This is a genomic window from Streptomyces sp. NPDC056347 (assembly GCF_042262625.1).
In the GTDB taxonomy this organism is placed as follows: Bacteria; Actinomycetota; Actinomycetes; order Streptomycetales; family Streptomycetaceae; genus Streptomyces.
The window spans coordinates 1-22,221 of sequence record NZ_JBHJQP010000106.1; the positions used below are offsets into that span (position 1 = coordinate 1).

Here is a 22,221-nt window from a genome sequence, read left to right on the forward strand (position 1 = left end):
GTGCGGGCACGGCGGACGCCCGGCACCGGGAGGTGGTGACGGCGTTCCGGTCCTTTCGTACGCCGGACGGGCCTACAGCCCCTGCCAGGACGGCTTCGCCGCGTAGGTGGCGCGGAAGTAGTCCGCCAGCTTCAGCTTCGATGCGGCGGCCTCGTCGACCACCACCGTCGCGTGCGGGTGCAGCTGGAGCGCCGAGGCGGGCACGATCGAGGCGACCGGCCCCTCCACCGTCTGCGCCACGGCGTCCGCCTTGCCCTCGCCGGTGGCGAACAGGACCGGGTGGCGGGCGTCCAGGATGGTGCCGATGCCCTGGGTGATCACGTGGTGCGGCACCTGCGTGATGTCGTCGTCGAAGAAGCGCGCGTTGTCGATCCGGGTCTGCTCGGTGAGCGTCTTGATCCGGGTACGGGAGGCGAGCGAGGAGCACGGCTCGTTGAAGCCGATGTGCCCGTCGGTGCCGATGCCGAGGAGCTGGAGGTCCACCCCGCCGGCCTCGGCGAGCGCCCTGTCGTACGCCAGGCAGGCCGCCTGGACGTCCTCGGCGGCACCGTCCGGGCCCATGAAGGACTCCTCGGACAGGCCGAGCGGCTCGACGACCTCCCGCAGCACCACCGACCGGTAGGACTCGGGGTGACCGGCCGGCAGGCCGACGTACTCGTCGAGCTGGCAGACCCGGGCGCGCGAGGCGTCCACGGCACCGGAGCGGACCTTGGCGGCCAGGGCCTGGTAGATGGGCAGCGGGGTAGAGCCGGTGGCAACGCCGAGCAGGGCGTCGGGCCTGCGGCTCAGCAGGGCACCGATGGCCTCCGCGATGAGTTCGCCGCCTGCCTGGGCGTCCGGGACGATGACAACTTCCACGCGGGGCCTGCCGATCTGAAGAGTTGAGTCAGGTGGTATAGACCAATCACTTCCAATTTAGCAGACCGGGGTGGTGCGGGCGTGGCGAATGCGCCCGATTTCGCGGCGGCTCGTGGAGTGGGCCGCCGGAGGGCGGCCGAAGGCATCAGGGGCGATCGGGGGCGGCGCGGCGCCCCCGGAAACACCCGCGGGCCACGGCGCCGGGACAGGACCCTCAGCCTGTCCGGCACCGCAGCCCGGAGTAAGACCGCCCGTCACGGGCGGTCCGGTTCGGCCGGCGGTGTGCGGTGCCCCCGGCCGGGGAGAGGTACCGACGCGGTCAGGGCAGAGAGCGCGGTACCTCGATCCGCCCTCCTGTGCGGGGAGAGCGGAAGATCTGTCTTCAGCATTGTGGACTAGACCATTAGCTGTGTCCATCCGTCCGGACGCCGCAATTTCGGCCTCTTCCCCCAGCACGTACGGCGGGACTGTCCGGTTCGGAACGATCGCCCCCGCGCGGGTACGCTCGCACACGTGCCCTCCATGAACGATCTCGTCCGCCAGCACACAGCCCTCGGTGACACCGACCTGGAGTGGCTGCACCTGCTGGTCTCGGAGTGGCAGCTGCTCTCCGACCTGTCCTTCGCCGACCTCGTGCTCTGGGTGCCCACCCGGGACGGCACCCGCTACGTGTCCGTGGCCCAGATGCGTCCCAACACGGGCCCCACCTCCTACCAGGACGACATGGTCGGCCACCTGGTGCCGCGCGGCCGCCGCCCGATGCTGGACGCGGCGCTCGACGAGGGCCGGATCGTGCGCGAGGGCGACCCGGAGTGGCGCGAGGAGGTGCCGGTACGGGTCGAGTCGATCCCGGTCCGCAGGGAGGGCCGGGTGCTCGGGGTGATCGCCCGCAACACCAACCTCCTCACCGTCCGGACCCCCTCCCGGCTGGAGCTCACCTACCTCCAGTCGGCCTCCGACCTGGCCCAGATGATCGCCGCCGGAGCCTTCCCGTTCCCGGACCAGCAGGTCGACATGGACGCCTCGCCGCGGGTCGGCGACGGGCTGATCCGGCTCGACGCCGACGGGGTCGTCCAGTACGCCAGCCCCAACGGCCTCTCCGCGTACCACCGTCTCGGCCTCGCCTCCGACCTGGTCGGCCACCACCTGGGCGCGATCACCGCCGAACTCGCGCCCTCCCGGGGCCCGGTGGACGAGGCCCTGGTCAAGATGGCCAGCGGTTACGCGCCCCGGGAGTTCGAGGTCGAGTGCGAGGGCGGGGTGATCCAGCTGAGGGCGATCCCGCTCAAGCCCAAGGGGGTCCGCATCGGTTCGCTGGTCCTGCTCCGCGACGTCACTGAACTCCGCCGCCGCGAACGCGAGTTGATCACCAAGGACGCCACCATCCGGGAGATCCACCACCGGGTGAAGAACAACCTCCAGACGGTGGCGGCCCTGCTGCGCCTCCAGGCCCGCCGGATGGACTCGGTGCGCGGCCGCGAGGCGCTCAACGAGGCGGTGCGGCGCGTCGGTTCGATCGCCATCGTCCATGAGACGCTGTCCCAGAATCTGGACGAGCGGGTGGAGTTCGACGACATCGCCGACCGGGTCATCGCGATGGTCGCCGAGATCTCGCCGGGCAAGGTCACCTGCCGTCGCACGGGACGCTTCGGGATTCTGGACGCCGAGGTGGCCACCCCGCTGGCGATGGTCCTCACGGAGATCCTCCAGAACGCCCTGGAGCACGCCTTCACGCTCGCCGAGTCCGGCACGGTGGAGGTGTCCGCGGTGCGCGGCGGCTCCCCGGCCGCCGCGCGCCTGCTGATCACGGTCCAGGACGACGGCTGCGGGCTTCCCGAGGGCTTCGACCCGCAGCGCGCCGGGAACCTCGGCCTCCAGATCGTCAGGACGCTGGTGGAGGGAGAGTTGGGCGGCATCTTCGGCATGGTGCCGGCCCCCGGGCGCGGCACCCAGGTCGTGCTCGACATCCCCGTCCGGTCCGCGAAGTAGCAAGCCCGGCCCGCCCGTTCGCGTTGTGCCGTACGGGCGACCGGGGTCGACACGCACAGCAGTGAGCCCGGACCGTCGAGACGGTCCGGGCTCACTGGTCAAGCGTGCGCTTCGGGGGGTACTGCGCGCTGCGACTCGGGGGGCGGGGTGGTGCGTACGCGCTGTACGCGCCGCCTGGCTGAGGCTCGAAGCGGTGGCGTCGGTCAGGCGCTGGCGTTACGCGCCCGGTTGCGAGCGGCGCGGCGCTTCATCGCGCGGCGCTCGTCCTCGCTGAGGCCACCCCAGACGCCGGAGTCCTGGCCGGACTCGAGCGCCCACTGCAGGCACTGCTCCATGACGGGGCAGCGACGGCAGACGGCCTTGGCTTCCTCGATCTGCAGCAGCGCAGGACCGGTGTTGCCGATGGGGAAGAACAGCTCGGGGTCTTCCTCACGACAAACGGCGTTGTGACGCCAGTCCATGGCTGCTACCTCTCCTTGGTATTGCATACTGTTGCTTGTGAATGTGAACGCTTTCACGAATCCCCCCGCAGGTGACGGGCCGACGCCCAGATGAACTGGTTGTGGTCCTGTGCAAGTGAGGAGGGGTTCTGGCTTTCAGTGGAGGCCGGTGTTGCGGGCCGTCCCGATCGCCATGTAGAGATTCGCAAACCTCAGCGGCGGATACAACCCCTTCTGGAAAGTTTTTTTTGATTCCTCGGTGTCGACTAGGTCACAGCCGTACTTCTATGGGGTGGATCCCAGCCCAAACGTTCGAGTTAAAGGACTTTGGTCCCTTCCACTCACACAATCACACGCAGTGCACGGCGTACGCCTGTGAACGTCACACTTGTGCGCACTCCCAGGTGGTCACCGTCCATCTGGAAGGGGAGCGGAACCTTTGAATGCAAGGTGAAGTCCGTGAGGTCGTGAAGTGAAACGGCGTGCTTTCCGGACGGGCCCTTTTCCGGGCTCGACGTGAGCAGCTGGGTGCCGTACCGGGCGACCGCCGAAGTGGAGAGCCGCTTCAGTCCGAGTACGTCCAGGCCGGTGTCGAATGTGGCCTTCGGGGACGCGTACAGCGGGCGATTGCCCAGGTAGGACCAGGGGGCGGTGTTCGAGATTATCGAGAGTGCAAGATCCGTCACCGGTGCGTGCCCCGGGGTTTCCAGAGTCATCACGCCCTGCCGGCGGTGCGGTTCGTCGAGGAACTGCCGGACCACCTGACGTACATAGAGCGCGTGCGTGGAGCGCTTGCCGCGTTCGCGCTGTTGTTCGACCCGGCCGACCACGCCCGCGTCGAATCCCATTCCGGCGCAGAAGGTGAACCAGCGTTCCGGGACGGATTCGTCCTCGGTGCCGGGCGTACCGGACGCCAGGCCGAGGCCGACCGTGCGTTCGGTCCGGTTGGCGAGGGCGTCCAGGATCGCACCGGTCGCCTCCACCGCGTCGTTGGGCAGGCCGAGGGCGCGCGCGAAGACATTGGTGGAACCGCCGGGCACCACCGCGAGGCGCGGCAGCCGGTCCAGGTCCGGGCCGCCGTGGAGGAGTCCGTTGACCACCTCGTTGACCGTGCCGTCGCCGCCCAGGGCCACCACCAGGTCGATGTCGTCGGCCTCCGCCGCCTGCCGGCCCAGGTCCCGGGCGTGTCCCCGGTACTCCGTGGTCACGGCCTCAAGCTTCATCTCGCTGGCCAGCGCGTGGATGAGCACGTCACGGGTCCGCGCACTGGTGGTGGTAGCTGCCGGATTGACCACGAGAAGTGCGCGCATGACCGCCAGACTACCTACCGCGCGGTATCACTCTGAAGTCCTGCCCCATGACATTCACGCTCGGTGACGACGCGGGTGCCGCCGTGCGATCCGCCCAACGGATTTCCGTGTCGTTCCCGACCCCGGCTTCGCTTTCGCGTCGCCGGGATGCCAACCTGCAGGGGTGAGTACTGAGCAGAACACGCCCGACTCGACGCCTCTGCCGAGGCTCGAACCGGCGAAGCCGAGCAGGATCACGCTGGTCGCCGCACTCACCGCCCTGGAAGGGGCGGCCCTCGCCATCGGCGGGATCTACATGCTGGTCATGGGGCTGCTCGGCCGCCCCGAGAGCCCGCAGCAGGCGGAGACCGGCGGACTGACGCTGATCGCGCTCGCCGTGATCCCGCTGGCCGCCGCCCGCGGTCTGCTGCGGCGGCGCAGCTGGAGCCGGGGCCCCGCGCTCATCACGCAGATCATCGCGCTCCCGGTGGTCTGGACGCTGCTGCGGTCGCACGGCGCGCTGATCCCGGCCGGGATCGTTCTCGCCGCGGTCAGCCTGACCGCGCTCTTCCAGCTGGTCAGGCCCGCCACCATCGAGGCCCTCGGCATCCGCCGCCCGGGCGCCGGGCCGCAGGACTGAGCCGCCCCCGTCCGGCGGTACCGGACGGGGGCGGGGACGTACGGGGCCGGCAGGGGCGTCGGGGCGCCAAGGGTGCCCCGCCCGCCCCTCGGCTACTCCTCGACGAGCAGCCGCTCGCGCAGCTGCGCCAGCGTGCGCGCCAGCAGCCGCGAGACGTGCATCTGGGAGATGCCGACCTCCTGCGCGATCTGCGACTGGGTCATGTTGCCGAAGAAACGCAGCAGCAGGATCCGCTTCTCGCGCGGCGGCAGGTCCTCCAGCAGCGGCTTGAGCGACTCCCGGTACTCGACGCCCTCCAGTGCCTCGTCCTCGGAGCCCAGCGTGTCCGCGACCGCGGGGGACTCGTCGTCCGTGTCCGGCACGTCCAGCGAGAGCGTGCTGTACGCGTTGGCCGACTCCAGGCCCTCCAGCACCTCCTCCTCGGAGATGCCCAGCCGCTCCGCCAGCTCGTGGACCGTGGGCGAGCGGCCGTGCTGCTGGGACAGCTCGGCGGTGGCCGTGGTCAGCGAGAGCCGCAGCTCCTGCAGGCGGCGCGGCACCCGCACCGCCCAGCCCTTGTCGCGGAAGTGACGCTTGATCTCGCCCACCACCGTCGGGGTGGCGTACGTGGAGAACTCCACGCCGCGGTCCGGGTCGAACCGGTCCACCGACTTGATCAGGCCGATCGTGGCGACCTGGGTCAGATCGTCCAGCGGCTCGCCCCGGTTGCGGAAGCGGCGGGCCAGATGCTCCACCAGCGGCAGATGCATCCGCACCAGCCGATTGCGCAGCTCCGCCTTCTCGGGCGAGCCGTCGGGCAGCGCGCGCAGCTCGATGAAGAGTGCCCGCGCCCCGCTGCGGTCGTGTGGATCGTGGTGCCCGTGCTCGCTCATCTGGCCTGCCCGCTCCGCCTGCGACTGCTCCACCGCGACCGTACGGCCAACCGGCCCGTCCGCCCCGTCCTCCGGGTGCGGCAGGGCCTGTTGTTCCGGGATGCCTGCTGCTCGCACCACCCCTGGTCGCATCGATTCGTCCCGCACAGGACCGTCCCCGTTCCCGTTGCTCACGCCGGCCCGGGGCCCGCGCCGCGCTGCTTGTAGAGGCTGATGCTGACCGTACGGTCGTCGGCGACCGAGGAGTCGACCTTCCCGGCCAGTGCGGAAAGCACCGTCCAGGCGAACGTGTCGCGCTCCGGTGCCCGTCCGTCCGTCGTGGGGGCGGCCACCGTGACTTCGAGAGAATCCTCGACGAGCCGGAAGACGCAGCTGAGGACGGACCCCGGCACGGCCTGCTGGAGCAGGATCGCGCAGGCTTCGTCGACCGCGATGCGAAGATCCTCGATCTCGTCGAGCGTGAAGTCCAAACGCGCTGCCAGACCGGCCGTGGCCGTCCGCAGCACCGACAGGTAGGCACCCGCAGCGGGCAGCCGGACCTCCACGAAGTCCTGGTTCCCGGGCTCGCCTGCGATCTGGGACACCCTCACCTCCAAGGTGGCACAAACTCTTTCGAGGATCCGGGAAGGGTGCCCCGGAGCCGTGTGGTACGCCGTCGGATCCGGTCCGCGACGCTGTCGCGACCCATGATGCCGTGTCGTCAGGGCCTCAGCCCATGACTGTCACTCATGGTAAGCCCATGGGTACGCACAGTGGCTAGAGGTCTGCGTCAGTCAATTGCGAACAACCGGCGCCGGTTTGACGTACCCAGACGTCAGACGATCGAACCGTCCTCGAAGCACCAGCGCCAGCTCTCGCCGGGCTCGAAGCTCCGCATCACCGGGTGGCCGGTCTCCTTGAAGTGCGCCGTGGCGTGCTGCAGGGGCGAGGAGTCGCAGCAGCCGACATGGCCGCAGACCAGGCAGAGCCGCAGCTGCACGGGGTGGGTGCCCGCCGCCAGGCAGTCCGGACAGGTCCTGCTCAGCGGGGCCGGTTCGGGGCGCGGCAGTGCGGACACGTGGGAGCAGTCACTCATGATGTTCAGGTTACGTCGGAGCCGTTGATCGTGGACCGAGGATGCGAGGCCCTGGAATGGACGTACTGCCGCTGGTGGGGCTGGTCGCGGCCAGCGCGGCGGTCGCGGGGGCGGCCCGCCGCACCCCGGTACCGGCACCGCTGCTGCTCGTCGCCGCGGGCCTGATCGCCTCCTACCTGCCCGGGGTGCCCGCGTACACCCTGGACGCGCACATCGTGCTGCCGCTGCTGCTGCCGCCCCTGCTCTACACGGCGGCCGTCGACAGCTCGTACCTGGACCTGCGGGCCAACCTCCGGCCGGTCGCGCTGCTCTCGGTCGGTTACGTCCTGTTCGCGACCGTCGCGGTCGGCTGGCTGGCGTACTGGCTCGTGCCCGATCTGCCGCTCACCGCCGCGCTGGTCCTCGGAGCGATCGTCGCCCCGCCGGACGCGGTCACGGCCGCCGCGATCGCCCGCCGGGTCGGGCTGCCCGGCCGGGTCACGACCGTCCTCCAGGGCGAGTCCCTGGTGAACGACGCCACCGCGATCACCGCCTACAAGGTGGCGGTCGCCGCCGCCGTGGGCGAGGGGATGAGCTGGGGCGCCGGGGTGGGTGAGTTCTTCCTCGCCGCGGCCGGCGGGGTCGCGGTGGGCCTGGCCCTGATGGTGCCGCTGCACTGGCTCCGCACCCACCTGAAGGAAGCGCTGCTCCAGAACACCCTGTCGCTGCTGATCCCCTTCGTCGCCTACGCGGCGGCCGAGCGCGTCCACGCCTCCGGGGTGCTCGCCGTGGTCGTGGTGGCCCTCTATCTGGGGCACCGGTCCTGGCAGGTCGACTTCGCGACCCGGCTCCAGGAGGCGGCCGTCTGGAAGATGGTCGCGTTCGTCCTGGAGTCCGCGGTCTTCGCGCTGATCGGACTCCAGCTGCCCTTCGTACTGAAGGGCCTCGGTACGTACGCCGTGGGCGAGGCCGTACGGTACGCGGTCGTCGTCTTTCTCGCCGTGGTCGTGGTGCGTTTCCTCTGGGTCTATCCGGCGACCTATCTGCCCCGGCTGCTGTCCAGGCGGATCAGGGAACGCGAGCCGGACACCGACTGGACCCGGCCGCTGATCGTCGGCTGGGCCGGGATGCGCGGCGTCGTCTCGCTCGCCATCGCCTTCTCGGTCCCGTTCGTCATGCACGACGGCAGCCCCTTCCCGGCCCGCAACCTGGTGCTGTTCCTGACCTTCACCACCGTCATCGGCACCCTGGTGATCCAGGGACTCACCCTGCCCGTGCTGGTGCGGGCCCTGAAGCTGCCGGGGCGCGACGCGAAGGCCGAGACGCTGGCCGAGGCGCAGGCCCAGAGCCAGGCGTCCGCGGCCGCCGAGGCGCGGCTGGACGAACTGCTCGCCGACCCCCGCAACCAGCTCCCGGGCCCCCTCGCCGACCGGCTCCGCACCGTCCTGGAGCGCCGCCGCAACGCGGTGTGGGAGCGGCTGGGCGCGGCCGACCCGGTGACCGGGGAGTCGGCGGACGACACGTACCGGCGCCTGTCGAGGGAGGCGATCGACACCGAACGCGAGGTCTTCGTGCGGCTGAGGGACGAGCGGCACATCGACGACGAGATGCTGCGCACCCTGCTCAGACGGCTCGACCTGGAGGAGGCGGCGGCCTACCGGGAGGAGTCGGACGCCTCCTGAGGGCGGCCCGTGACGACCGCGGCGACAGTGGTTCCCGAAGGGAACGCGCCCTCCCCGGCCAGTTCGGCCAGCCCGTACAGCAGCTTGGCGACGTAGAGCCGCTCCACCGGCAGGCCGTGGCGCCGCTCGAAGTCGTCGGCGAAGGCGTGCAGCGCCGGGGTGGTGCGGGCGAAGCCGCCGAAGTGGAAGCGCTCGTCCAGGGACCAGTTCCCGGCCGGGGCGCCGAAGGTGGCCTCCTGGAGCCCGCGTACCGCGTCCCCGAGGAAGCCGCCGCGCAGTACCGGGACGCCGAGGGCGCGCTGCGACGGCGCGAGCCCGGCGGCCAGCCCGGCGAGGGTGCCCCCGGTCCCGCAGGCCACCGCGACCACGTCGGCCGCGCCGCGCAACTCCCGCCCCAGCTCCGTACAGCCCTGTGCGGCCAGGGCGTTGCTGCCGCCCTCCGGGACGACGCAGCACTCCCCGTAGGCGCTCAGCAGCCCCTCCAGGACCGCTGGATCGCCCTTCGCGCGGTACGTCGAGCGGTCCACGAAGCGCAGGGTCATCCCGTCGGCGGCGCAGCCGGCCAGGACCGGGTTCAGCGGGCGGTCCGCCAGCTCGTCGCCCCGCACGATGCCGATGGTGCCGAAACCCAGCAGCCGCCCAGCGGCGGCGGTGGCCCGCAGGTGGTTGGAGTACGCCCCGCCGAAGGTCAGTACGGTGCGCCCGGCGGCGGCCCGCAGATTGGGGGCGAGCTTGCGCCATTTGTTGCCCGGCAGATCGGGGTGGATCAGATCGTCGCGCTTGAGGACCAGCCGTACGCCGTGACGGGCGAAGCGCTCGTCCTCGACCGGCTGCAGGGGCGAGGGGAGCACCGGCTGCAGCCGGGAGAGGTCGGGCGCTTCGGAGGTCATGCCGTCATTGTCGCCGGGATCAGTCCTGGGCCAGCCACATGTCCGGGCCGAACACCTCGTAGTGGATGTCGCTCGCGGCGACGCCCTTGGCCAGCAGCTGGGTGCGGACGGCGCGCATGAAGGGCAGCGGGCCGCAGAGGTAGGCGTGGGTGCCCGGGGCGACGGCGACGCCGCTCAGGTCGACCCGGCCGGTGCGGTCGGCCGGGTGGCCGGGCTCGGGGGTCTCGTACCAGAAGTGGGCGGCGGCGTCGGGGAGCTTGGCGGTGAGCAGGGCGTGGTCGGTGCGCATCGCGTGGGTGGCGGGGGAGCGGTCGCCGTGCACGACGGTGACGGGGGCGCGGTGGCCGGTCGCCGCGAGGTGCTCCAGCATCGAGAGCATCGGGGTGCAGCCGATGCCCGCGGAGGCGAGCAGGACCGGCGCGTCGGGGGAGTCCAGCACCAGATCGCCGTACGGGGCGGAGACGCGCAGCACGTCACCGGCGGCCACCTCGGCGTGGAGGTGGTTGGAGACCTCGCCGTCGGGCGCCCCGGCTTCGCGCACCCGCTTGACGGTAATGGAGCGGAGCTCCGAACCGGGGGCGCTGGAGAGGCTGTACTGGCGTATCTGGCGGGCCCCGTCGGCGAGCTCCACCTGTACGGAGACGTACTGGCCGGGCCGGAAGGCGGGCGCGGGCGCCCCGTCGGCCGGGCGGAGCTGGAAGGTGGCGACGTCGTCGGTCTCCTCGACCCGGGCGGCCACCTCCCACATGCGCCACACGTCGCCGGCGACGACGCCCTGCTGCGCGTAGAGCCGCTCCTCGATCGATATGAGGGCGCCCGCCATCAGCCAGTAGACCTCGTCCCAGGCGGCGGCGACCTCCGGGGTGACGGCGTCGCCGAGCACCTCGGCGATGGCGGCGAACAGGTGGGTGTGCACGACCTCGTACTGGGCGGCGGTGACGCCGAGCGAGGCGTGCTTGTGGGCGATCCGGCCGAGCATCACGTCGGGCCGGGTGTCCGGGTGCTCGACCAGGTGGGCCGCGAACGCGGCGATGGAGCCCGCGAGGGCCTGCCGCTGGGCGCCGGACGCCTGGTTGCCCCGGTTGAAGAGGTCGCGCAGCAGCTCGGGGTGGGCCTCGAAGAGCTTGCGGTAGAAGAGGTCGGCGATGTCCCCGATGGCCGCGCCCACGGTGGGCAGGGTGGCACGGACGGTGGCGGTCGACGTCTCGGAGAGCATCGGGACTCCTTGCGGTTAAATTGGTATTTGAGATGCGTATTTTTGGGCATGCCGGAGCCGGGCGGCGCGCGGTCGGGCTGCGCGGAGCGTGGAGCCGGCGGGGCGGGTGGCTGTCGGGCCGTGCCGCGGATCGCGGTACGGCTCAGCCGGTGTCCGGCCGGGTACTGCTGATGCCGATCAGCAGCGGCCCGGTGGGTGCGGCGACGAGTTCGGTGATGGTGAGCGGGTCGAGCGTGGCGTAGAAGGCCTCCGTCGCGCCGCGCAGGGCGCCGCGGAGCCGGCAGGCCGACCGTACGGGGCAGGGGGTGCTGCCCTCGCAGTCGACGACGTCGCCGGGGCCCTCCAGCTCCCGGATCAGCCCGCCGATCGAGGCGGTGCGCCCCGCGCCGGTCAGGCTGAGCCCGCCGCCGCGGCCCCGTCGCGCCTCGATGAGGCCGAGGTGCTGGAGCCTGGCGACGACCTTCGCGGCGTGGGTGTACGGCACCTGCATGGTGGCCGCCACCTCCCGGGTGGTCGGCAGGTCCTCGTTCTCCGCGACGGCGAGGCGCATCAGTACGCGCAGCGCCACGTCGGTGAATCTCGTCAGCCGCATGGCCGTCACGTTAGATAACTTGCATACGAGATGCAAGTTAAGTCGGAGTGTGACGCGCGCCACCGCACACCTGCCCGCATCTGCCCAGTGCCAGGCAGATTAATCACACTCTTTTGTGTAATGGCGCCGGCACTCTCCGCGCTGAAAGGCTTCTTCGCGCAGGTCATCCGAAGAATGGAGAGAACGTCAGATGTCCGTTGGCGAAGAGGTTCAGAGCGCGGCGACGCTTCCGCAGCAGAGTCTGGGGACGGCGGCGGCGCGGAACCTCGCGACGACCACCAAGTCCGCCCCGCAGATGCAGGAGATCACCTCGCGGTGGCTGCTGAAGATGCTGCCGTGGGTGCAGGTGCAGGGCGGTACCTACCGGGTGAACCGTCGGTTGAGTTACGCGGTCGGGGACGGCCGGGTGACCTTCGTGCAGACCGGTGACCGGGTGGCGGTCATCCCCGCCGAGCTCGGGGAGCTCCCCGCGCTGCGGGACTTCGGTGACGAGGAGGTGCTGGGCGAGCTGGCCCGGCGGTGCGAGCAGCGCGAGATCGCGGCGGGGCAGGTGCTGGCCGTGGCGGGGGACGCGGCGGACACCGTCTACCTCCTGGCGCACGGCAAGGTCGCGAAGATCGGCACCGGCCCCTACGGGGACGAGACGGTGCTCGGGACCCACGCCGACGGGGCCTACTTCGGGGAGGATTCCCTCGTCGACGGCGACGCCACCTGGGAGTACACGGCCCGCGCCGTCACCGCCTGCACGGTGCTGGCCCTGAGCCGCGCCGATGTGCTGAACCTGGCCGAGCGCGCCGATTCGCTCCGCGCCCACTTCGCCGGCCTGCGCAGCATCCCGGAGCAGCGCACCAACAAGTACGGCGAGGCGGCCATCGACCTGTCCGCCGGCCACGTCGGCGAAACCGTCGTCCCGCACACGTACGTCGACTACGAGTCATCCCCGCGCGAGTACGAACTGAGCGTCGCGCAGACGGTGCTGAAGGTCCACAGCCGGGTCGCCGACCTCTACAACCAGCCGATGAACCAGACCGAGCAGCAGCTGCGGCTCACGGTCGAGGCGCTGCGCGAGCGCCAGGAGCACGAGCTGGTCAACAACCGCGAGTTCGGCCTGCTGCACAACTGCGACTACGGGCAGCGCATCCAGCCGCACGACGGTGTGCCCGGCCCCGACGACATGGACGAACTCCTCTCGCGCCGCCGCGGCTCGAAGCTCTTCCTCGCCCACCCCAAGGCCATCGCCGCCTTCGGCCGTGAGTGCAACAAGCGGGGCCTGGTGCCCGAGAGCGTGGACCTCGGCGGACAGCACGTACCGGCCTGGCGGGGCGTTCCGATCCTTCCGTGCAACAAGATCCCGGTCACCGAGGCCCGGACCAGCTCGATCATCTGCATGAGGACCGGCGAGTCCGACCAGGGCGTCGTCGGGCTCCACCAGACCGGCCTCCCCGACGAGATCGAGCCCAGCCTCTCGGTCCGCTTCATGGGCATCGACGAGCAGGCGATCATCTCCTACCTGGTGACCGCCTACTACTCCGCGGCCATCCTCGTCCCGGACGCCCTGGGCGTACTGGAGAACGTCGAAGTCAGCCGCTGGCGGTAACCCATCGGGGCCCGGACGGGGGCGTCCGGGCCCCGTCAACCCCCGCCGCCGGGCCGTCGTGCCCGCGGCGGTCTCGGGAGGACGCCCCAGTGAAGACCCAGCACGTGACCCGGAAGACCCCGTCTGCGATGACTCCACCACCGATCCCCCGGCCCCCGGGGGACACCGTCCTGTCCGGTCCGGCGACGTCCGTCTCCGCCGGTCCGCCCGTCGCCGTGCTCCTCGGTGACGCTCCACCGCCCGGGCCCGTGATCCGCGGCCAGGAGGCCGAATCCCTCCTGGGGCGGACCCGGGCCCTGGTCGACCCCCGGCTGCGCGCCGCCGTCGAGTCGCTGCCCGGATCGATCCGCCGCGTCGCGATGTACCACTTCGGCTGGCAGGAGGCGGACGGCAGTCCGTCCTCGGGACCGGCCGGCAAGGCGATCAGACCCGCGCTGGTCCTCGCCGCCGCCCGCGCGCTCGGCGGCGACCCGGAGCGGGCGGTGCGGGCGGCCGTCGCCGTGGAACTGGCCCACAACTTCACCCTGCTGCACGACGACGTCATCGACGAGGACCGCACCCGCCGGCACCGCCCCACGGCCTGGGCGGTCTTCGGTATCCCGGACGCCGTCATCGCGGGCGACGCCATGCTCGCCCTCGCCCAGCGGCTGCTGGCCGATGACCCGTCACCGGCCGGTGCCCAGGCCGTGGCACGGCTCTCGAACTGCATCATCGAGCTGTGCGCGGGCCAGCAGGCCGACTGCTCCTTCGAGGACCGGGGGCCGGAGGAGGTCACGCTCGACGAGTGCCTGACGATGGCCACCGCCAAGACCGGCGCCCTGCTCGGCTGCGCCTGCGCGATGGGTGCGCTGTACGCGGGCGCGGGGGAGCGGGCGGTCGGCGCGCTGGACGGGTTCGGCCGGGAGGCGGGCCTCGCCTTCCAGCTCATCGACGACCTGATCGGCATCTGGGGCGACCCCGTCCGGACCGGCAAGCCGGTCGGGGCGGATCTTGCCGCCCGCAAGAAGTCCCTGCCGGTCGTCGCCGCGCTGACCTCCGGAACCCCCGCGGCGGCCGAACTCGCCGCGCTCTACCGGGGACCGATGAGCAGCCCCGACGAAGTGAGCCGTGCCGCCGACGCCGTCGAGCGGGCCGGCGGCCGGGACTGGGCGCAGGCCGGTGCTGCGGACCGGATGTCCCGCGCGGTCCACCATCTGTCCCGGGCGGTGGACGACCTGGCCGGGGCGGAGGACCTCCTGACCCTGGCGGAGTTCGTTACCCGCCGGACCCACTGAGCACCCGCCCTGGACCTGCTGAGCACCCGTTCGGGATCAACTGACCACCCGCCCCCGGATCCACTGACGATCCACCGGATCCGCCGACCACTCACCCCGGATCCGCCGACCACCCGCCCCCGTACCTCCGATCACCCTCCCGCCGTGGCCGCAGGGCGGAGGGTGACAGGGCGACTGTCATGGGCACGGGCTACAGTCCGTGCCCATGACAGACGAGTCATGGGCCGGGTGGTACCGGGACCGGCAGGGTTCCGACGCCGTCGTCCTCACCACCGACGGACAGCAGCTACGCCTCCGGACACGGGGCACCGACTTCGAGGGCGCCAGCTTCGACGGCCTCACCCCCGCCGTCGGCACACCACCGGCCGACGAGCGGTTCGTCCTGGTGGACGGGGCGTTGAGCGACTGCGTGCTGGAGTGGGACCTGCCGTTCCCGGTCGGCTGGGACGGGGTGGTCCACCAGGCCACGCTCAGCTGCCTGTTGTCGCTGCGCAAGCCGGATTCGTACCTCAGTCTCGAGCTGCAGTTCGGCGGTGCCTCCTACGCGTCCCACCGGGCCGAGAGCGACTTCGCCTCCGCCCTCGCCACGATCCAGCGCAGGCTGCCGCCCGGGGCGCGGCTGAGGACCTGCATCGCCTGCGCTTTCTCGGACTACTTCCCGGCCCCCGAGACGGTCCGCGGGCTCTCCGGCGGACTCGCCTGTTTCCGGGGGGCCAAGGACGCCTACCGAGGAGCGGCGGGCGAGGGTGACGTGCGGGACCTCTGGGACCGGCGCACCGGGTTCGTCCAGGAGATCTGGAGCTGCCGCGAGTACGAGCCCCGGCCGGACGCCGGCGCGGGCACCGGACACCGGGGCGCGTTCCCGCTCGAACACGCCTGACCCCGCCCCGCGCACGGTCTCCCGGTCAGGCATCTCCGTCCGCACACCGCCCCGTTCACACACCGCCCCGTACCGGAACAGTCCCGGTGCGGGGCGGCTTCCGGTCCGGCACCTTGCCGCCGTCCCCGGGGGCCGCGGCGGTCGCGGCCGGGGCGGGCCGGACGGGGTCGGGCGGGCGGCAACGCGCACGCGAAGTGGCCGTCGGCGCGCGAGCCGGGCATGACGGAGGAGGAGCTTCTGGAGCCGGTGCGCACCGCGTACGGGACCGTCAGGAGGCGTTCTTCGCGAGGGCGGCCGCGAAGCCGTACTGCCACAGGTAGTTGACCTGGCTCTTCTCGGAGGCGTTCGGGTACGGGTTGGTGCAGGACGTGCCGGGGCCGCCGCCCGACATCAGCTCGCTGCACGGACCGGAGTAGTGGTCCGGCAGGCCGAGCACGTGCCCGGTCTCGTGCGCGGTGACCCGGACCGAGCTGTACTGCTGGTTCTGCGCGTAGTCCAGGAAGACGTAGCCGTTGCCGTGCCCGTCGGTGCTCGCGTACGAGCCCCGGGAGTCATTGCCCTCGTAGTAGGTGAAGTCGGGGTTCGACCCTTCCTGGAGCCGGACGTTGGAGACGGAGCTGTTCCAGATCTGCGCGCTGCTGGATATCTGGCTGCGGAAGCTGGGCGCGTTGGTGGTGCTGTAGACGATGGTGACGGCCTTGACGCCGGGGTTGGCCGCCCGCTTCTGCGCGACCGACTTGACGACCGCCTCGAAGAACGCCTTGTTCGCGGCGGAGTTCTCCGCCGAACCGGCGTACGCGGCGTAGTCCGCGCCGGTCTGTGCGACCTGGCCGACGGGCGCGGTGGCGGGGGCCGGGGAGGCGGCGATCGCGGGTGCGGTGCCCAGCGCGGCCGCGAGGCCGAAACCGAGGCCGACCATGGCCGAGATGACGGTCCTGGGGTGCTTCATGGGGGGTCTCCTGCCGTTACCGGTCCGATGGACCCGTCCGATGATCGGACTCGGACGGGGGCGGTACGCAGTGAGTGTCGGGGAGCGAAAGCCGCCGCGGATGATGTCAACAGCCGATAGCGCCGCGTTATCATCGGCCCCGGAACGGTCGTCCAAGACTCTCTCAACTCCAGGTGAATTAACGGGATTTGAGAGGATCGGGGAGTCTGGTGCGACCGTCGCCCGCAGCCCTACGCTCGACCGTATGGAGCTTGAGGTGAGGCACCTCAGGGCGCTGTGCGCCATCGCGGACGCGGGCAGCCTGCACCGTGCCGCCCGCCGGCTGGGCGTCAGCCAGCCCGCCCTGACCACCCAGTTGCGCCGGATCGAGAACGCCCTGGGTGCCGAGCTGTTCCGGCGCGAGCGGACCGGCTGCCACCCGACACAGCTCGGCCGCACCGTCCTCAGCCGCGCCCGCCCCCTGGTCGACGGCATGACCGCCCTGGTCAGCGACGCCCGGGCGGAGGCCGACGCGGTCCGCGCCACCGGACCGCGGCTGCGCATCGGCTGCACCGCGAGCCGGGTCATCGGCGGCTGGCTGCGCAGGCTCCGGCTCCGGCTGCCCGGCACGGACATCTCGCTCCGGGTCGACGTGTCGGCCCGCGCCCTGCTCCGCGACGTCGAGACCGGCGCGCTGGACGTCGCCTTCGTGCACGAGGTCGAGGGCTGCCCGCTGGCCGTGCCCGAGGGGCTGGAGCAGCGCGTACTCCTGGACCGCGAACCGCAGTTCATCTCCATGGCCAGGGACCATCCGGCAGCCGCTTGCCCGGTCGTCGACCTCGTCGACCTGGCCGCCGACCGGTGGATGGTCGACCCCACGGTGGACGGCGAGTGGGACGGGCTGCGCCGGGTCTTCGACGCGGCCGGTCTCGCGCCGACCGTCCTGCACGGCGACTACCTCACCGCCGCCTCGCTCATCGTGCTCGGCGAGGCGGTCGCCCCCTGCCAGCCGACCTCCGGCCCGCGCGACGACATGGCGATCCGCCCGCTGCGCGACGACCCCCTCGCCGTACGGCTGCTGCTGGTGTCCCGGCCGGGCGCCGACATGGCGCCGGTGTATGCGGAGCTGGAGGAGGCGTACCGGGAGGCCGCCTCGCGAACGGCCGGATACCACCAGTGGCTGCTGCGCCGGCGAAGCCCGCTGGCCCGCACCTCCTGACCGCCGGGTTCCCGGTTTCGCCGTCCGCTTCAGGATTGCGCCGAGAGCGAGGACCGGTTCCCGGCACGGTGCCGACCGGGCAGAGTCGGGACCATGAGGCTACTGATCCTGGGCGGTACGGAGTTCGTGGGACGCGCGGTGACCGAGGAGGCGCTGGCGCGCGGCTGGGACGTCACGGTGTTCCACCGGGGGCGGCACGCGGCCCCGCCGGGCGCGAGCGAGCTGCTCGGCGACCGCACCACCGAGGACGGCCTGGCCGCGCTGGCCCGGGGCACCGCCGGGGAGCCCGCCTGGGACCTGGTGGTCGACACCTGGAGCGGCGCCCCCGGCGCGGTCCGGGACGCCGCCCGGCTGCTGGCCGACCGGGCCGCCCGGTACGCCTACGTGTCCAGTCGCTCCGTGTACGCGTATCCCGCCCCGGCCGGGCTGTCGGAGGACGGCCCGTTGGTGGAGGGGGCCTCGCCGGACGCGGGCGGGGACGTCTCGTACCCGCTGGCCAAACGCGGCGGTGAGCTGGCCGCGCTCGACGCCTTCGGCGACCGGGCGGTGCTCGCCCGCGCCGGACTGATCCTGGGCCCCTGGGAGAACATCGGCCGCCTGCCCTGGTGGCTGGGTCGGATCGCCCGCGGCGGGCCCGTGCTGGCCCCGGGCACGCCGGACACGGGGCTCCAGTACATCGACGCCCGGGACCTCGCGAACTGGCTGCTGGACACGGCCCGCGACGGGCTGCACGGCCCGTACAACCTGGTCAGCCGCCCCGGCCACGCCACCATGGGACAGCTGCTGGACGCCTGCGTCCGGGCCACCGGCTCCGGCGCGGAGCTGCGCTGGACCCCCGCGGAGACGATCCTCGCGGCGGGCGTGAAGCCGTGGAGCGACCTGCCGGTCTGGCTGCCGCCGGGCGAGCAGTACGACGCACTGCACCGCGGCGACGTCGGGCGGGCGTACGCGACCGGGCTGCGCTGCCGCCCGGTCGAGGAGACGGTCGCCGACACCTGGAAGTGGCTGGAGGAGCTGGGCGGGCGGGCCCCGCAGCGGCCGGACCGGCCCCCGGTCGGCCTCGACCCGGAGGTGGAGGCCCGGCTCCTCGCGGACGTATGACCCGGGCCGTCGCGCCGCGCCCGGCGGGTCCGGGCCGCGCGCTGATCCCCCGGCGAGCAGGGCACAGCCCGTAGTTTTGGACCATGGCCGAACTGCTGTTGCACCTCACCGAAGGCCCGCTGTGGGAGGCGGCCCGCGGGATCGGGACGTTCGAGATGTCCACCCGCGGCCGCACCCTGCACGAAGAGGGCTTCATCCACTGCTCGCTGCCGCACCAGCTCGCCGGTGTGGCCGAGATGCTCTACGGCACCGGAAGCGGGGCCGGGAGCGGGGCCGGGAGCGGCGACGCGGAACTCGTCGTGCTCGTCATCGACCCCGACCGGCTCACCGCGCCCGTGCGGTACGAGCCCGCCGCGCCCGGCGGCGAGGAGTTCCCGCACATCTACGGCCCCGTCCCGGTGGACGCGGTCGTGGAGGTACGCCCCTGGCCCCGGAAGGGGGGCGGTCCCGCATGAGCAGCCCCTCCCGCACCGACCGTCCCGCGCCGGACGCCCCGATCGTCGCCGTCACCGGGGCGGGCGGCGCCGTCGGCGGCCGGGTCGCCCGGCGGCTGGCCCGCGCGGGTGTGCCCGTACGGCTGCTCGGCCGCGACCCGTCCCGGCTGCCCGAGCTGCCCGGCGCGGTGGCCGCCCCGCCCGCCCCGTACGGTGACGGCGAGGCGATGCGCCGCGCCCTGGCCGGGGCGCACACCCTGTTCCTGGTCTCGGCGCACGAGAGCCCGCACCGGGTGCGGGAGCACACGACGGCGGTGGACGCGGCGGTGGCCGTGGGCGTCGAACGCATCGTGTACGTCTCGTTCCTGGGCGCGGCGCCGGACGCCACGTTCACCTTCGCCCGGGACCACTGGCACACCGAGGCGCACATCCGGGCCGCCGACGTCCGCCACACCTTCCTCCGCGACAGCCTGTACCTCGCGGCCATTCCGGCGATGACCGGTGCCGACGGGGTGCTGCGCGGACCGGCGGGCGACGGGCGGGTGGCGGCGGTGGCGCACGACGACATCGCCGACGCCGCGGTCACCGTCCTGCTGGCCGACACCGACACCGGCGGCGGGGACGGCAGTGGGGGAGGCGCCACCCGGCACGACGGGCGGAGCTACGACCTCACGGGCCCCGAGGCGTTCACCCTGACCGAAGCGGCCGAGGAGCTGAGCCGGGCCACCGGCCGGACCGTCACCTACGTACCCGAGACCCGCGAGGAGGCGTACGCCTCACGGGCGCACTACGGGGCCGAGGACTGGGAGGTGGCCGGCTGGGTCACCTCGTACGAGGCCATCGCCACCGGTGAGATGGCCACGGTCTCGGACGCCGTACCGCGGCTCACCGGCCACCCGGCCACGGGCCTGGCCGATTTCCTGCGCCGGCACCCGGACAGCTACCGGCATCTGCTCGGGACGGGCTGACCGAACCCGCCTCCGGCCGCGCGGCGGGCGGAGGCGGGAAGCGGGCGGTCCCGCCCGCCGCGCCCTCACACGACGTACGCTCCCGAACGCGCCGCGGCCGCGGCGGCGTCGGCCGCACGGTCCGCCGCCGCCCCGTCGAGCGGGTCCCCGCTGGCCAGCAGCCGGTAGTAGAGCGGCGCCGACACGGCACGGATCACCTCGCCCGGGTCCGTGCCCGCGGGCAGTTCGCCGCGCTCCACGGCCTCGGCGACACAGCCCGACCACTCCTCGATGCGGATCGCGTAGAAGCGGTGCAGCGCCTTCGCCGTGCGCGGGTCGCAGGTGGCCGCGGCGATCACGGCCTTGAAGAGCGCGCCCTGCCGCGGGTCGGTGAGGGTGTCCACCACCAGCCGGGCGTTGGCCCTGAGGTCCTCGGCGAGCGAACCCGTGGCCGTACGGGGCGAGGACTGCTCGGCCATGTCGTCCAGCAGGTCCGCGATCAGCCCGGTCGGGGTGGACCAGCGCCGGTAGACGGTGGTCTTCCCGACCTCCGCCCGGCGCGCGACATCGGAGAGATCCAGGCGGTCGAAGCCGTGCTCGGCCAGCGCGTCGCCCGCCGCCCGCAGGACCGAGTCACGGACCCGGGCGGTACGGCCGCCGGGGCGTACGCTGCCGGGTTCCACACCCTCAGGAGTCATAACGGGTCTCCAGTTCCATTAATAGCTCTTCCTCTGCTACGGTGACGCCCACCTTAACGGAACCATCATCCCGTTAGAGCCTCTTGCTGTGGAAGGCCCACCATGTCCGCACCCGGTCACGCCCCGTCGGTCGCCACCGATCCCGTCTCCGCCCCTCCCGCGCCGGACCGCCGCGCGGCCGCCCGCATGACGGGTAGGCAGAAACTCGTCCTCACTCTTCTCCTCGGCGCCCAGTTCATGATCGCCGTCGACTTCTCGATCCTGAACGTCGCGCTGCCCGCCGTCGGGCAGGGGCTGGGCTTCTCCCTCTCCCAGCTTCAGTGGATCGCCACCGCCTTCGCCCTCGCGGCCGCCGGTTTCACCCTCCTGTTCGGCCGGATCGCCGATCTGGTCGGCCGCAAGCGGATGTTCCTCGTGGGCATGACCGTCCTCGGCCTCTCCTCCGTCCTCGGCGGGCTCGCCACCTCGCCCGGCATGCTGCTGGTGGCGCGGGTGCTCCAAGGGCTCGCCACGGCCGCCGTCACGCCCGCCGGGCTCGCGCTGCTGACCACCGCCTTCAAGGAGGGCCCGCTGCGTGAACGCGCCCTGGGCCTCAACGGCGCGCTGATGTCCGCGGGCTTCACCGCCGGGGCCGTCCTCGGCGGACTGCTCACCGACCTGCTCTCCTGGCGCTGGGCGTTCTTCGTCAACGTGCCGGTCGCCGCGCTGGTGGTCGCCCTCGCCCCGTCCGCCGTCACCGACGCCCGGCCCGCCGGGCGCCCCCGGCTCGACGTCCCCGGCGCGGCGACCGTCACCGGAGGACTGTTGCTGCTCGTCTACGGCCTGACCCGGGCCGGCGAGTCCGGCTGGACCGAGCCCGTCACCCTGGCCGCACTGCTCGCCGGGCTGGCGCTCCTCGTCACCTTCCGGTTCGTCGAGGTGAGGGCCGCGGCGCCGCTCGTTCCCGTACGCATCCTGAAGCGGCGCAGCGTCGTCTGGGGCAACACCGCGGGGCTGGTCGCCTTCGTCACCGAGACCTCGCTGGTCTTCCTGCTCACCCTCTACCTCCAGGAGGTCCTCGGCTACTCGCCGCTGGCGACCGGTCTCGCCTTCGGCGTCCTGGGCATCGGTACGGTGCTCGGCGGCGCGTTCGGCGGGCGGGCCGTCGGCCGGTTCGGGAGCCGCGCCACCATCGTCGGCGGCGGAATCGTGCAGGCCGCCGCGACCCTCTCCCTGGTGGCGCTCGGCAGCACGGGTGGCTGGATCGCGCTGCTGCTGGCGGCCACGTTCGTCGGCGGCATCGGCAACATGCTGATGATCGTCGGCTTCATGGTCACCGCGACCTCCGGCCTTCCCGACGAGGAGCAGGGACTGGCCACCGGCCTCGCCACCATGACCCAGCAGGTCGGCATCACCATGGGCATCCCGGTCATGAGCGCGATCGCCACCGCCCGGATGTCCGCCCTCGGTGACACGGGTCCCGAAGCCGTCCTGTCCGGGGTGGCGGTCGCGATCCTGGTCAACGCGGCGCTGGTGCTCGTCGGCGCGCTCCTCGCGGGCGCCTTCCTCGCCCCGCGACGTGCGGGGAGCGGCGCCCGCACGTGACGGGGCGCGCCCGCGAGATGGGGGGGCGCGCACGGCA

22 protein-coding genes are annotated in these 22,221 nt (G+C 72.4%); 11 read left to right on the plus strand and 11 right to left on the minus strand.

From position 1 onward, the window contains the following. Nucleotides 1–72: 72 nt before the first annotated feature. Nucleotides 73–858 carry a glucosamine-6-phosphate deaminase gene (gene nagB / locus ACFCV8_RS23215; RefSeq protein WP_376687333.1) on the minus strand — a complete coding sequence of 262 codons (786 nt, stop codon included), beginning with the start codon at nt 856–858 and terminating at the stop codon, nt 73–75. Nucleotides 859–1,380: 522 nt separating this feature from the next. Between nagB and ACFCV8_RS23220 the strand changes: the two genes are divergently transcribed. After that, complete coding sequence (locus tag ACFCV8_RS23220) at nt 1,381–2,847, plus strand: histidine kinase N-terminal domain-containing protein (protein WP_376687358.1); 1,467 nt, start codon at nt 1,381–1,383, stop codon at nt 2,845–2,847. A gap of 203 nt (nt 2,848–3,050) precedes the next feature. Here the strand turns inward: ACFCV8_RS23220 and ACFCV8_RS23225 are convergent, their stop codons facing one another. Both ACFCV8_RS23225 and ACFCV8_RS23230 read right to left on the minus strand, forming a co-directional pair. Continuing rightward, nucleotides 3,051–3,308, minus strand: a complete 258-nt coding sequence (locus ACFCV8_RS23225; protein WP_003953983.1) for a WhiB family transcriptional regulator — start codon at nt 3,306–3,308, stop codon at nt 3,051–3,053. Nucleotides 3,309–3,628: 320 nt separating this feature from the next. After that, nucleotides 3,629–4,597, minus strand: coding sequence for a diacylglycerol/lipid kinase family protein (locus tag ACFCV8_RS23230; RefSeq protein ID WP_376687334.1), 969 nt, complete (start codon nt 4,595–4,597; stop codon nt 3,629–3,631). A 163-nt stretch (nt 4,598–4,760) separates the two neighbouring features. On the opposite strand from ACFCV8_RS23230, the gene ACFCV8_RS23235 reads away from it, so the two are divergent. Next, a complete protein-coding gene (locus tag ACFCV8_RS23235; RefSeq protein WP_376687335.1) occupies nt 4,761–5,216 on the plus strand; it encodes a hypothetical protein in 456 nt (151 codons plus the stop codon). A gap of 92 nt (nt 5,217–5,308) precedes the next feature. Here ACFCV8_RS23235 and ACFCV8_RS23240 read toward each other — a convergent pair whose 3' ends face one another. The 3 genes from ACFCV8_RS23240 to ACFCV8_RS23250 form a co-directional block, all read right to left on the minus strand. After that, on the minus strand, nt 5,309–6,235 hold the full coding sequence (locus tag ACFCV8_RS23240) for an RNA polymerase sigma factor SigF (protein ID WP_376687336.1): 927 nt from the start codon (nt 6,233–6,235) through the stop codon (nt 5,309–5,311). Nucleotides 6,236–6,258: 23 nt separating this feature from the next. Next, nucleotides 6,259–6,672, minus strand: a complete 414-nt coding sequence (locus tag ACFCV8_RS23245) for an anti-sigma regulatory factor (protein ID WP_072483809.1) — start codon at nt 6,670–6,672, stop codon at nt 6,259–6,261. Nucleotides 6,673–6,902: 230 nt separating this feature from the next. After that, nucleotides 6,903–7,163, minus strand: coding sequence for a UBP-type zinc finger domain-containing protein (locus tag ACFCV8_RS23250; RefSeq protein WP_376687337.1), 261 nt, complete (start codon nt 7,161–7,163; stop codon nt 6,903–6,905). A gap of 56 nt (nt 7,164–7,219) precedes the next feature. On the opposite strand from ACFCV8_RS23250, the gene ACFCV8_RS23255 reads away from it, so the two are divergent. Beyond that, complete coding sequence (locus ACFCV8_RS23255) at nt 7,220–8,824, plus strand: Na+/H+ antiporter (protein ID WP_376687338.1); 1,605 nt, start codon at nt 7,220–7,222, stop codon at nt 8,822–8,824. On the opposite strand, the gene ACFCV8_RS23260 is transcribed toward ACFCV8_RS23255, so the two are convergent. From ACFCV8_RS23260 to ACFCV8_RS23270, 3 genes are all read right to left on the minus strand, one after another. Next, a complete protein-coding gene (locus ACFCV8_RS23260; protein ID WP_376687339.1) occupies nt 8,797–9,714 on the minus strand; it encodes a 1-aminocyclopropane-1-carboxylate deaminase/D-cysteine desulfhydrase in 918 nt (305 codons plus the stop codon). The genes ACFCV8_RS23255 and ACFCV8_RS23260 overlap by 28 nt on opposite strands. A 19-nt stretch (nt 9,715–9,733) precedes the next feature. Then, nucleotides 9,734–10,930 carry a globin domain-containing protein gene (locus tag ACFCV8_RS23265; protein ID WP_376687340.1) on the minus strand — a complete coding sequence of 399 codons (1,197 nt, stop codon included), beginning with the start codon at nt 10,928–10,930 and terminating at the stop codon, nt 9,734–9,736. A gap of 142 nt (nt 10,931–11,072) precedes the next feature. Next, nucleotides 11,073–11,522 (minus strand): RrF2 family transcriptional regulator, encoded by a 450-nt coding sequence (locus tag ACFCV8_RS23270; RefSeq protein ID WP_376687341.1) that lies wholly within the window; start codon nt 11,520–11,522, stop codon nt 11,073–11,075. A 190-nt stretch (nt 11,523–11,712) separates the two neighbouring features. On the opposite strand from ACFCV8_RS23270, the gene ACFCV8_RS23275 reads away from it, so the two are divergent. From ACFCV8_RS23275 to ACFCV8_RS23285, 3 genes are all read left to right on the plus strand, one after another. Further along, nucleotides 11,713–13,119 carry a family 2B encapsulin nanocompartment shell protein gene (locus tag ACFCV8_RS23275; RefSeq protein ID WP_376687342.1) on the plus strand — a complete coding sequence of 469 codons (1,407 nt, stop codon included), beginning with the start codon at nt 11,713–11,715 and terminating at the stop codon, nt 13,117–13,119. A 128-nt stretch (nt 13,120–13,247) separates the two neighbouring features. Then, nucleotides 13,248–14,393, plus strand: coding sequence for a family 2 encapsulin nanocompartment cargo protein polyprenyl transferase (locus ACFCV8_RS23280; RefSeq protein ID WP_376687359.1), 1,146 nt, complete (start codon nt 13,248–13,250; stop codon nt 14,391–14,393). A gap of 205 nt (nt 14,394–14,598) precedes the next feature. Further along, nucleotides 14,599–15,273, plus strand: a complete 675-nt coding sequence (locus tag ACFCV8_RS23285) for a DUF6304 family protein (RefSeq protein ID WP_376687343.1) — start codon at nt 14,599–14,601, stop codon at nt 15,271–15,273. A gap of 268 nt (nt 15,274–15,541) precedes the next feature. Here the strand turns inward: ACFCV8_RS23285 and snpA are convergent, their stop codons facing one another. Then, entirely contained in the window at nt 15,542–16,222 is a 681-nt protein-coding gene (gene snpA, locus ACFCV8_RS23290) for a snapalysin (RefSeq protein ID WP_376687344.1), read from the minus strand. Nucleotides 16,223–16,466: 244 nt separating this feature from the next. Between snpA and ACFCV8_RS23295 the strand changes: the two genes are divergently transcribed. From ACFCV8_RS23295 to ACFCV8_RS23310, 4 genes are all read left to right on the plus strand, one after another. Beyond that, the gene (locus ACFCV8_RS23295; RefSeq protein WP_376687345.1) at nt 16,467–17,420 is read left to right on the plus strand and encodes a LysR family transcriptional regulator; all 954 of its coding nucleotides are present in this window, start codon (nt 16,467–16,469) and stop codon (nt 17,418–17,420) included. Between the two features lie 105 nt (nt 17,421–17,525). Further along, nucleotides 17,526–18,521 carry an NAD-dependent epimerase/dehydratase family protein gene (locus ACFCV8_RS23300; RefSeq protein WP_376687360.1) on the plus strand — a complete coding sequence of 332 codons (996 nt, stop codon included), beginning with the start codon at nt 17,526–17,528 and terminating at the stop codon, nt 18,519–18,521. Nucleotides 18,522–18,604: 83 nt separating this feature from the next. Then, on the plus strand, nt 18,605–18,976 hold the full coding sequence (locus ACFCV8_RS23305; protein ID WP_376687346.1) for a DUF952 domain-containing protein: 372 nt from the start codon (nt 18,605–18,607) through the stop codon (nt 18,974–18,976). Then, the gene (locus tag ACFCV8_RS23310) at nt 18,973–19,923 is read left to right on the plus strand and encodes an NAD(P)H-binding protein (protein ID WP_376687347.1); all 951 of its coding nucleotides are present in this window, start codon (nt 18,973–18,975) and stop codon (nt 19,921–19,923) included. The genes ACFCV8_RS23305 and ACFCV8_RS23310 overlap by 4 nt, the downstream gene beginning before the upstream one ends. Before the next feature lie 65 nt (nt 19,924–19,988). Here the strand turns inward: ACFCV8_RS23310 and ACFCV8_RS23315 are convergent, their stop codons facing one another. Further along, on the minus strand, nt 19,989–20,600 hold the full coding sequence (locus ACFCV8_RS23315; RefSeq protein WP_376687348.1) for a TetR/AcrR family transcriptional regulator: 612 nt from the start codon (nt 20,598–20,600) through the stop codon (nt 19,989–19,991). A 102-nt stretch (nt 20,601–20,702) separates the two neighbouring features. Here ACFCV8_RS23315 and ACFCV8_RS23320 point away from each other — a divergent pair, with 102 nt between their 5' ends. Further along, nucleotides 20,703–22,184, plus strand: a complete 1,482-nt coding sequence (locus ACFCV8_RS23320) for an MFS transporter (protein ID WP_376687349.1) — start codon at nt 20,703–20,705, stop codon at nt 22,182–22,184. Nucleotides 22,185–22,221 lie beyond the last annotated feature (37 nt).

Coding starts and splice junctions, on each gene's coding strand:
- ACFCV8_RS23295 (WP_376687345.1), top strand. CDS start 16,467: ATGGAGCTTGAGGTGAGGCACCTCAGGGCGCTGTGCGCCATCGCGGAC.
- ACFCV8_RS23315 (WP_376687348.1), bottom strand. CDS start 20,600: ATGACTCCTGAGGGTGTGGAACCCGGCAGCGTACGCCCCGGCGGCCGT.
- ACFCV8_RS23275 (WP_376687342.1), top strand. CDS start 11,713: ATGTCCGTTGGCGAAGAGGTTCAGAGCGCGGCGACGCTTCCGCAGCAG.
- ACFCV8_RS23270 (WP_376687341.1), bottom strand. CDS start 11,522: ATGCGGCTGACGAGATTCACCGACGTGGCGCTGCGCGTACTGATGCGC.
- ACFCV8_RS23255 (WP_376687338.1), top strand. CDS start 7,220: ATGGACGTACTGCCGCTGGTGGGGCTGGTCGCGGCCAGCGCGGCGGTC.
- ACFCV8_RS23265 (WP_376687340.1), bottom strand. CDS start 10,930: ATGCTCTCCGAGACGTCGACCGCCACCGTCCGTGCCACCCTGCCCACC.
- ACFCV8_RS23225 (WP_003953983.1), bottom strand. CDS start 3,308: ATGGACTGGCGTCACAACGCCGTTTGTCGTGAGGAAGACCCCGAGCTG.
- ACFCV8_RS23305 (WP_376687346.1), top strand. CDS start 18,605: ATGGCCGAACTGCTGTTGCACCTCACCGAAGGCCCGCTGTGGGAGGCG.
- ACFCV8_RS23285 (WP_376687343.1), top strand. CDS start 14,599: ATGACAGACGAGTCATGGGCCGGGTGGTACCGGGACCGGCAGGGTTCC.
- ACFCV8_RS23260 (WP_376687339.1), bottom strand. CDS start 9,714: ATGACCTCCGAAGCGCCCGACCTCTCCCGGCTGCAGCCGGTGCTCCCC.
- ACFCV8_RS23230 (WP_376687334.1), bottom strand. CDS start 4,597: ATGCGCGCACTTCTCGTGGTCAATCCGGCAGCTACCACCACCAGTGCG.
- ACFCV8_RS23250 (WP_376687337.1), bottom strand. CDS start 7,163: ATGAGTGACTGCTCCCACGTGTCCGCACTGCCGCGCCCCGAACCGGCC.
- ACFCV8_RS23320 (WP_376687349.1), top strand. CDS start 20,703: ATGTCCGCACCCGGTCACGCCCCGTCGGTCGCCACCGATCCCGTCTCC.
- ACFCV8_RS23220 (WP_376687358.1), top strand. CDS start 1,381: ATGAACGATCTCGTCCGCCAGCACACAGCCCTCGGTGACACCGACCTG.
- ACFCV8_RS23310 (WP_376687347.1), top strand. CDS start 18,973: ATGAGCAGCCCCTCCCGCACCGACCGTCCCGCGCCGGACGCCCCGATC.
- snpA (WP_376687344.1), bottom strand. CDS start 16,222: ATGAAGCACCCCAGGACCGTCATCTCGGCCATGGTCGGCCTCGGTTTC.
- ACFCV8_RS23280 (WP_376687359.1), top strand. CDS start 13,248: ATGACTCCACCACCGATCCCCCGGCCCCCGGGGGACACCGTCCTGTCC.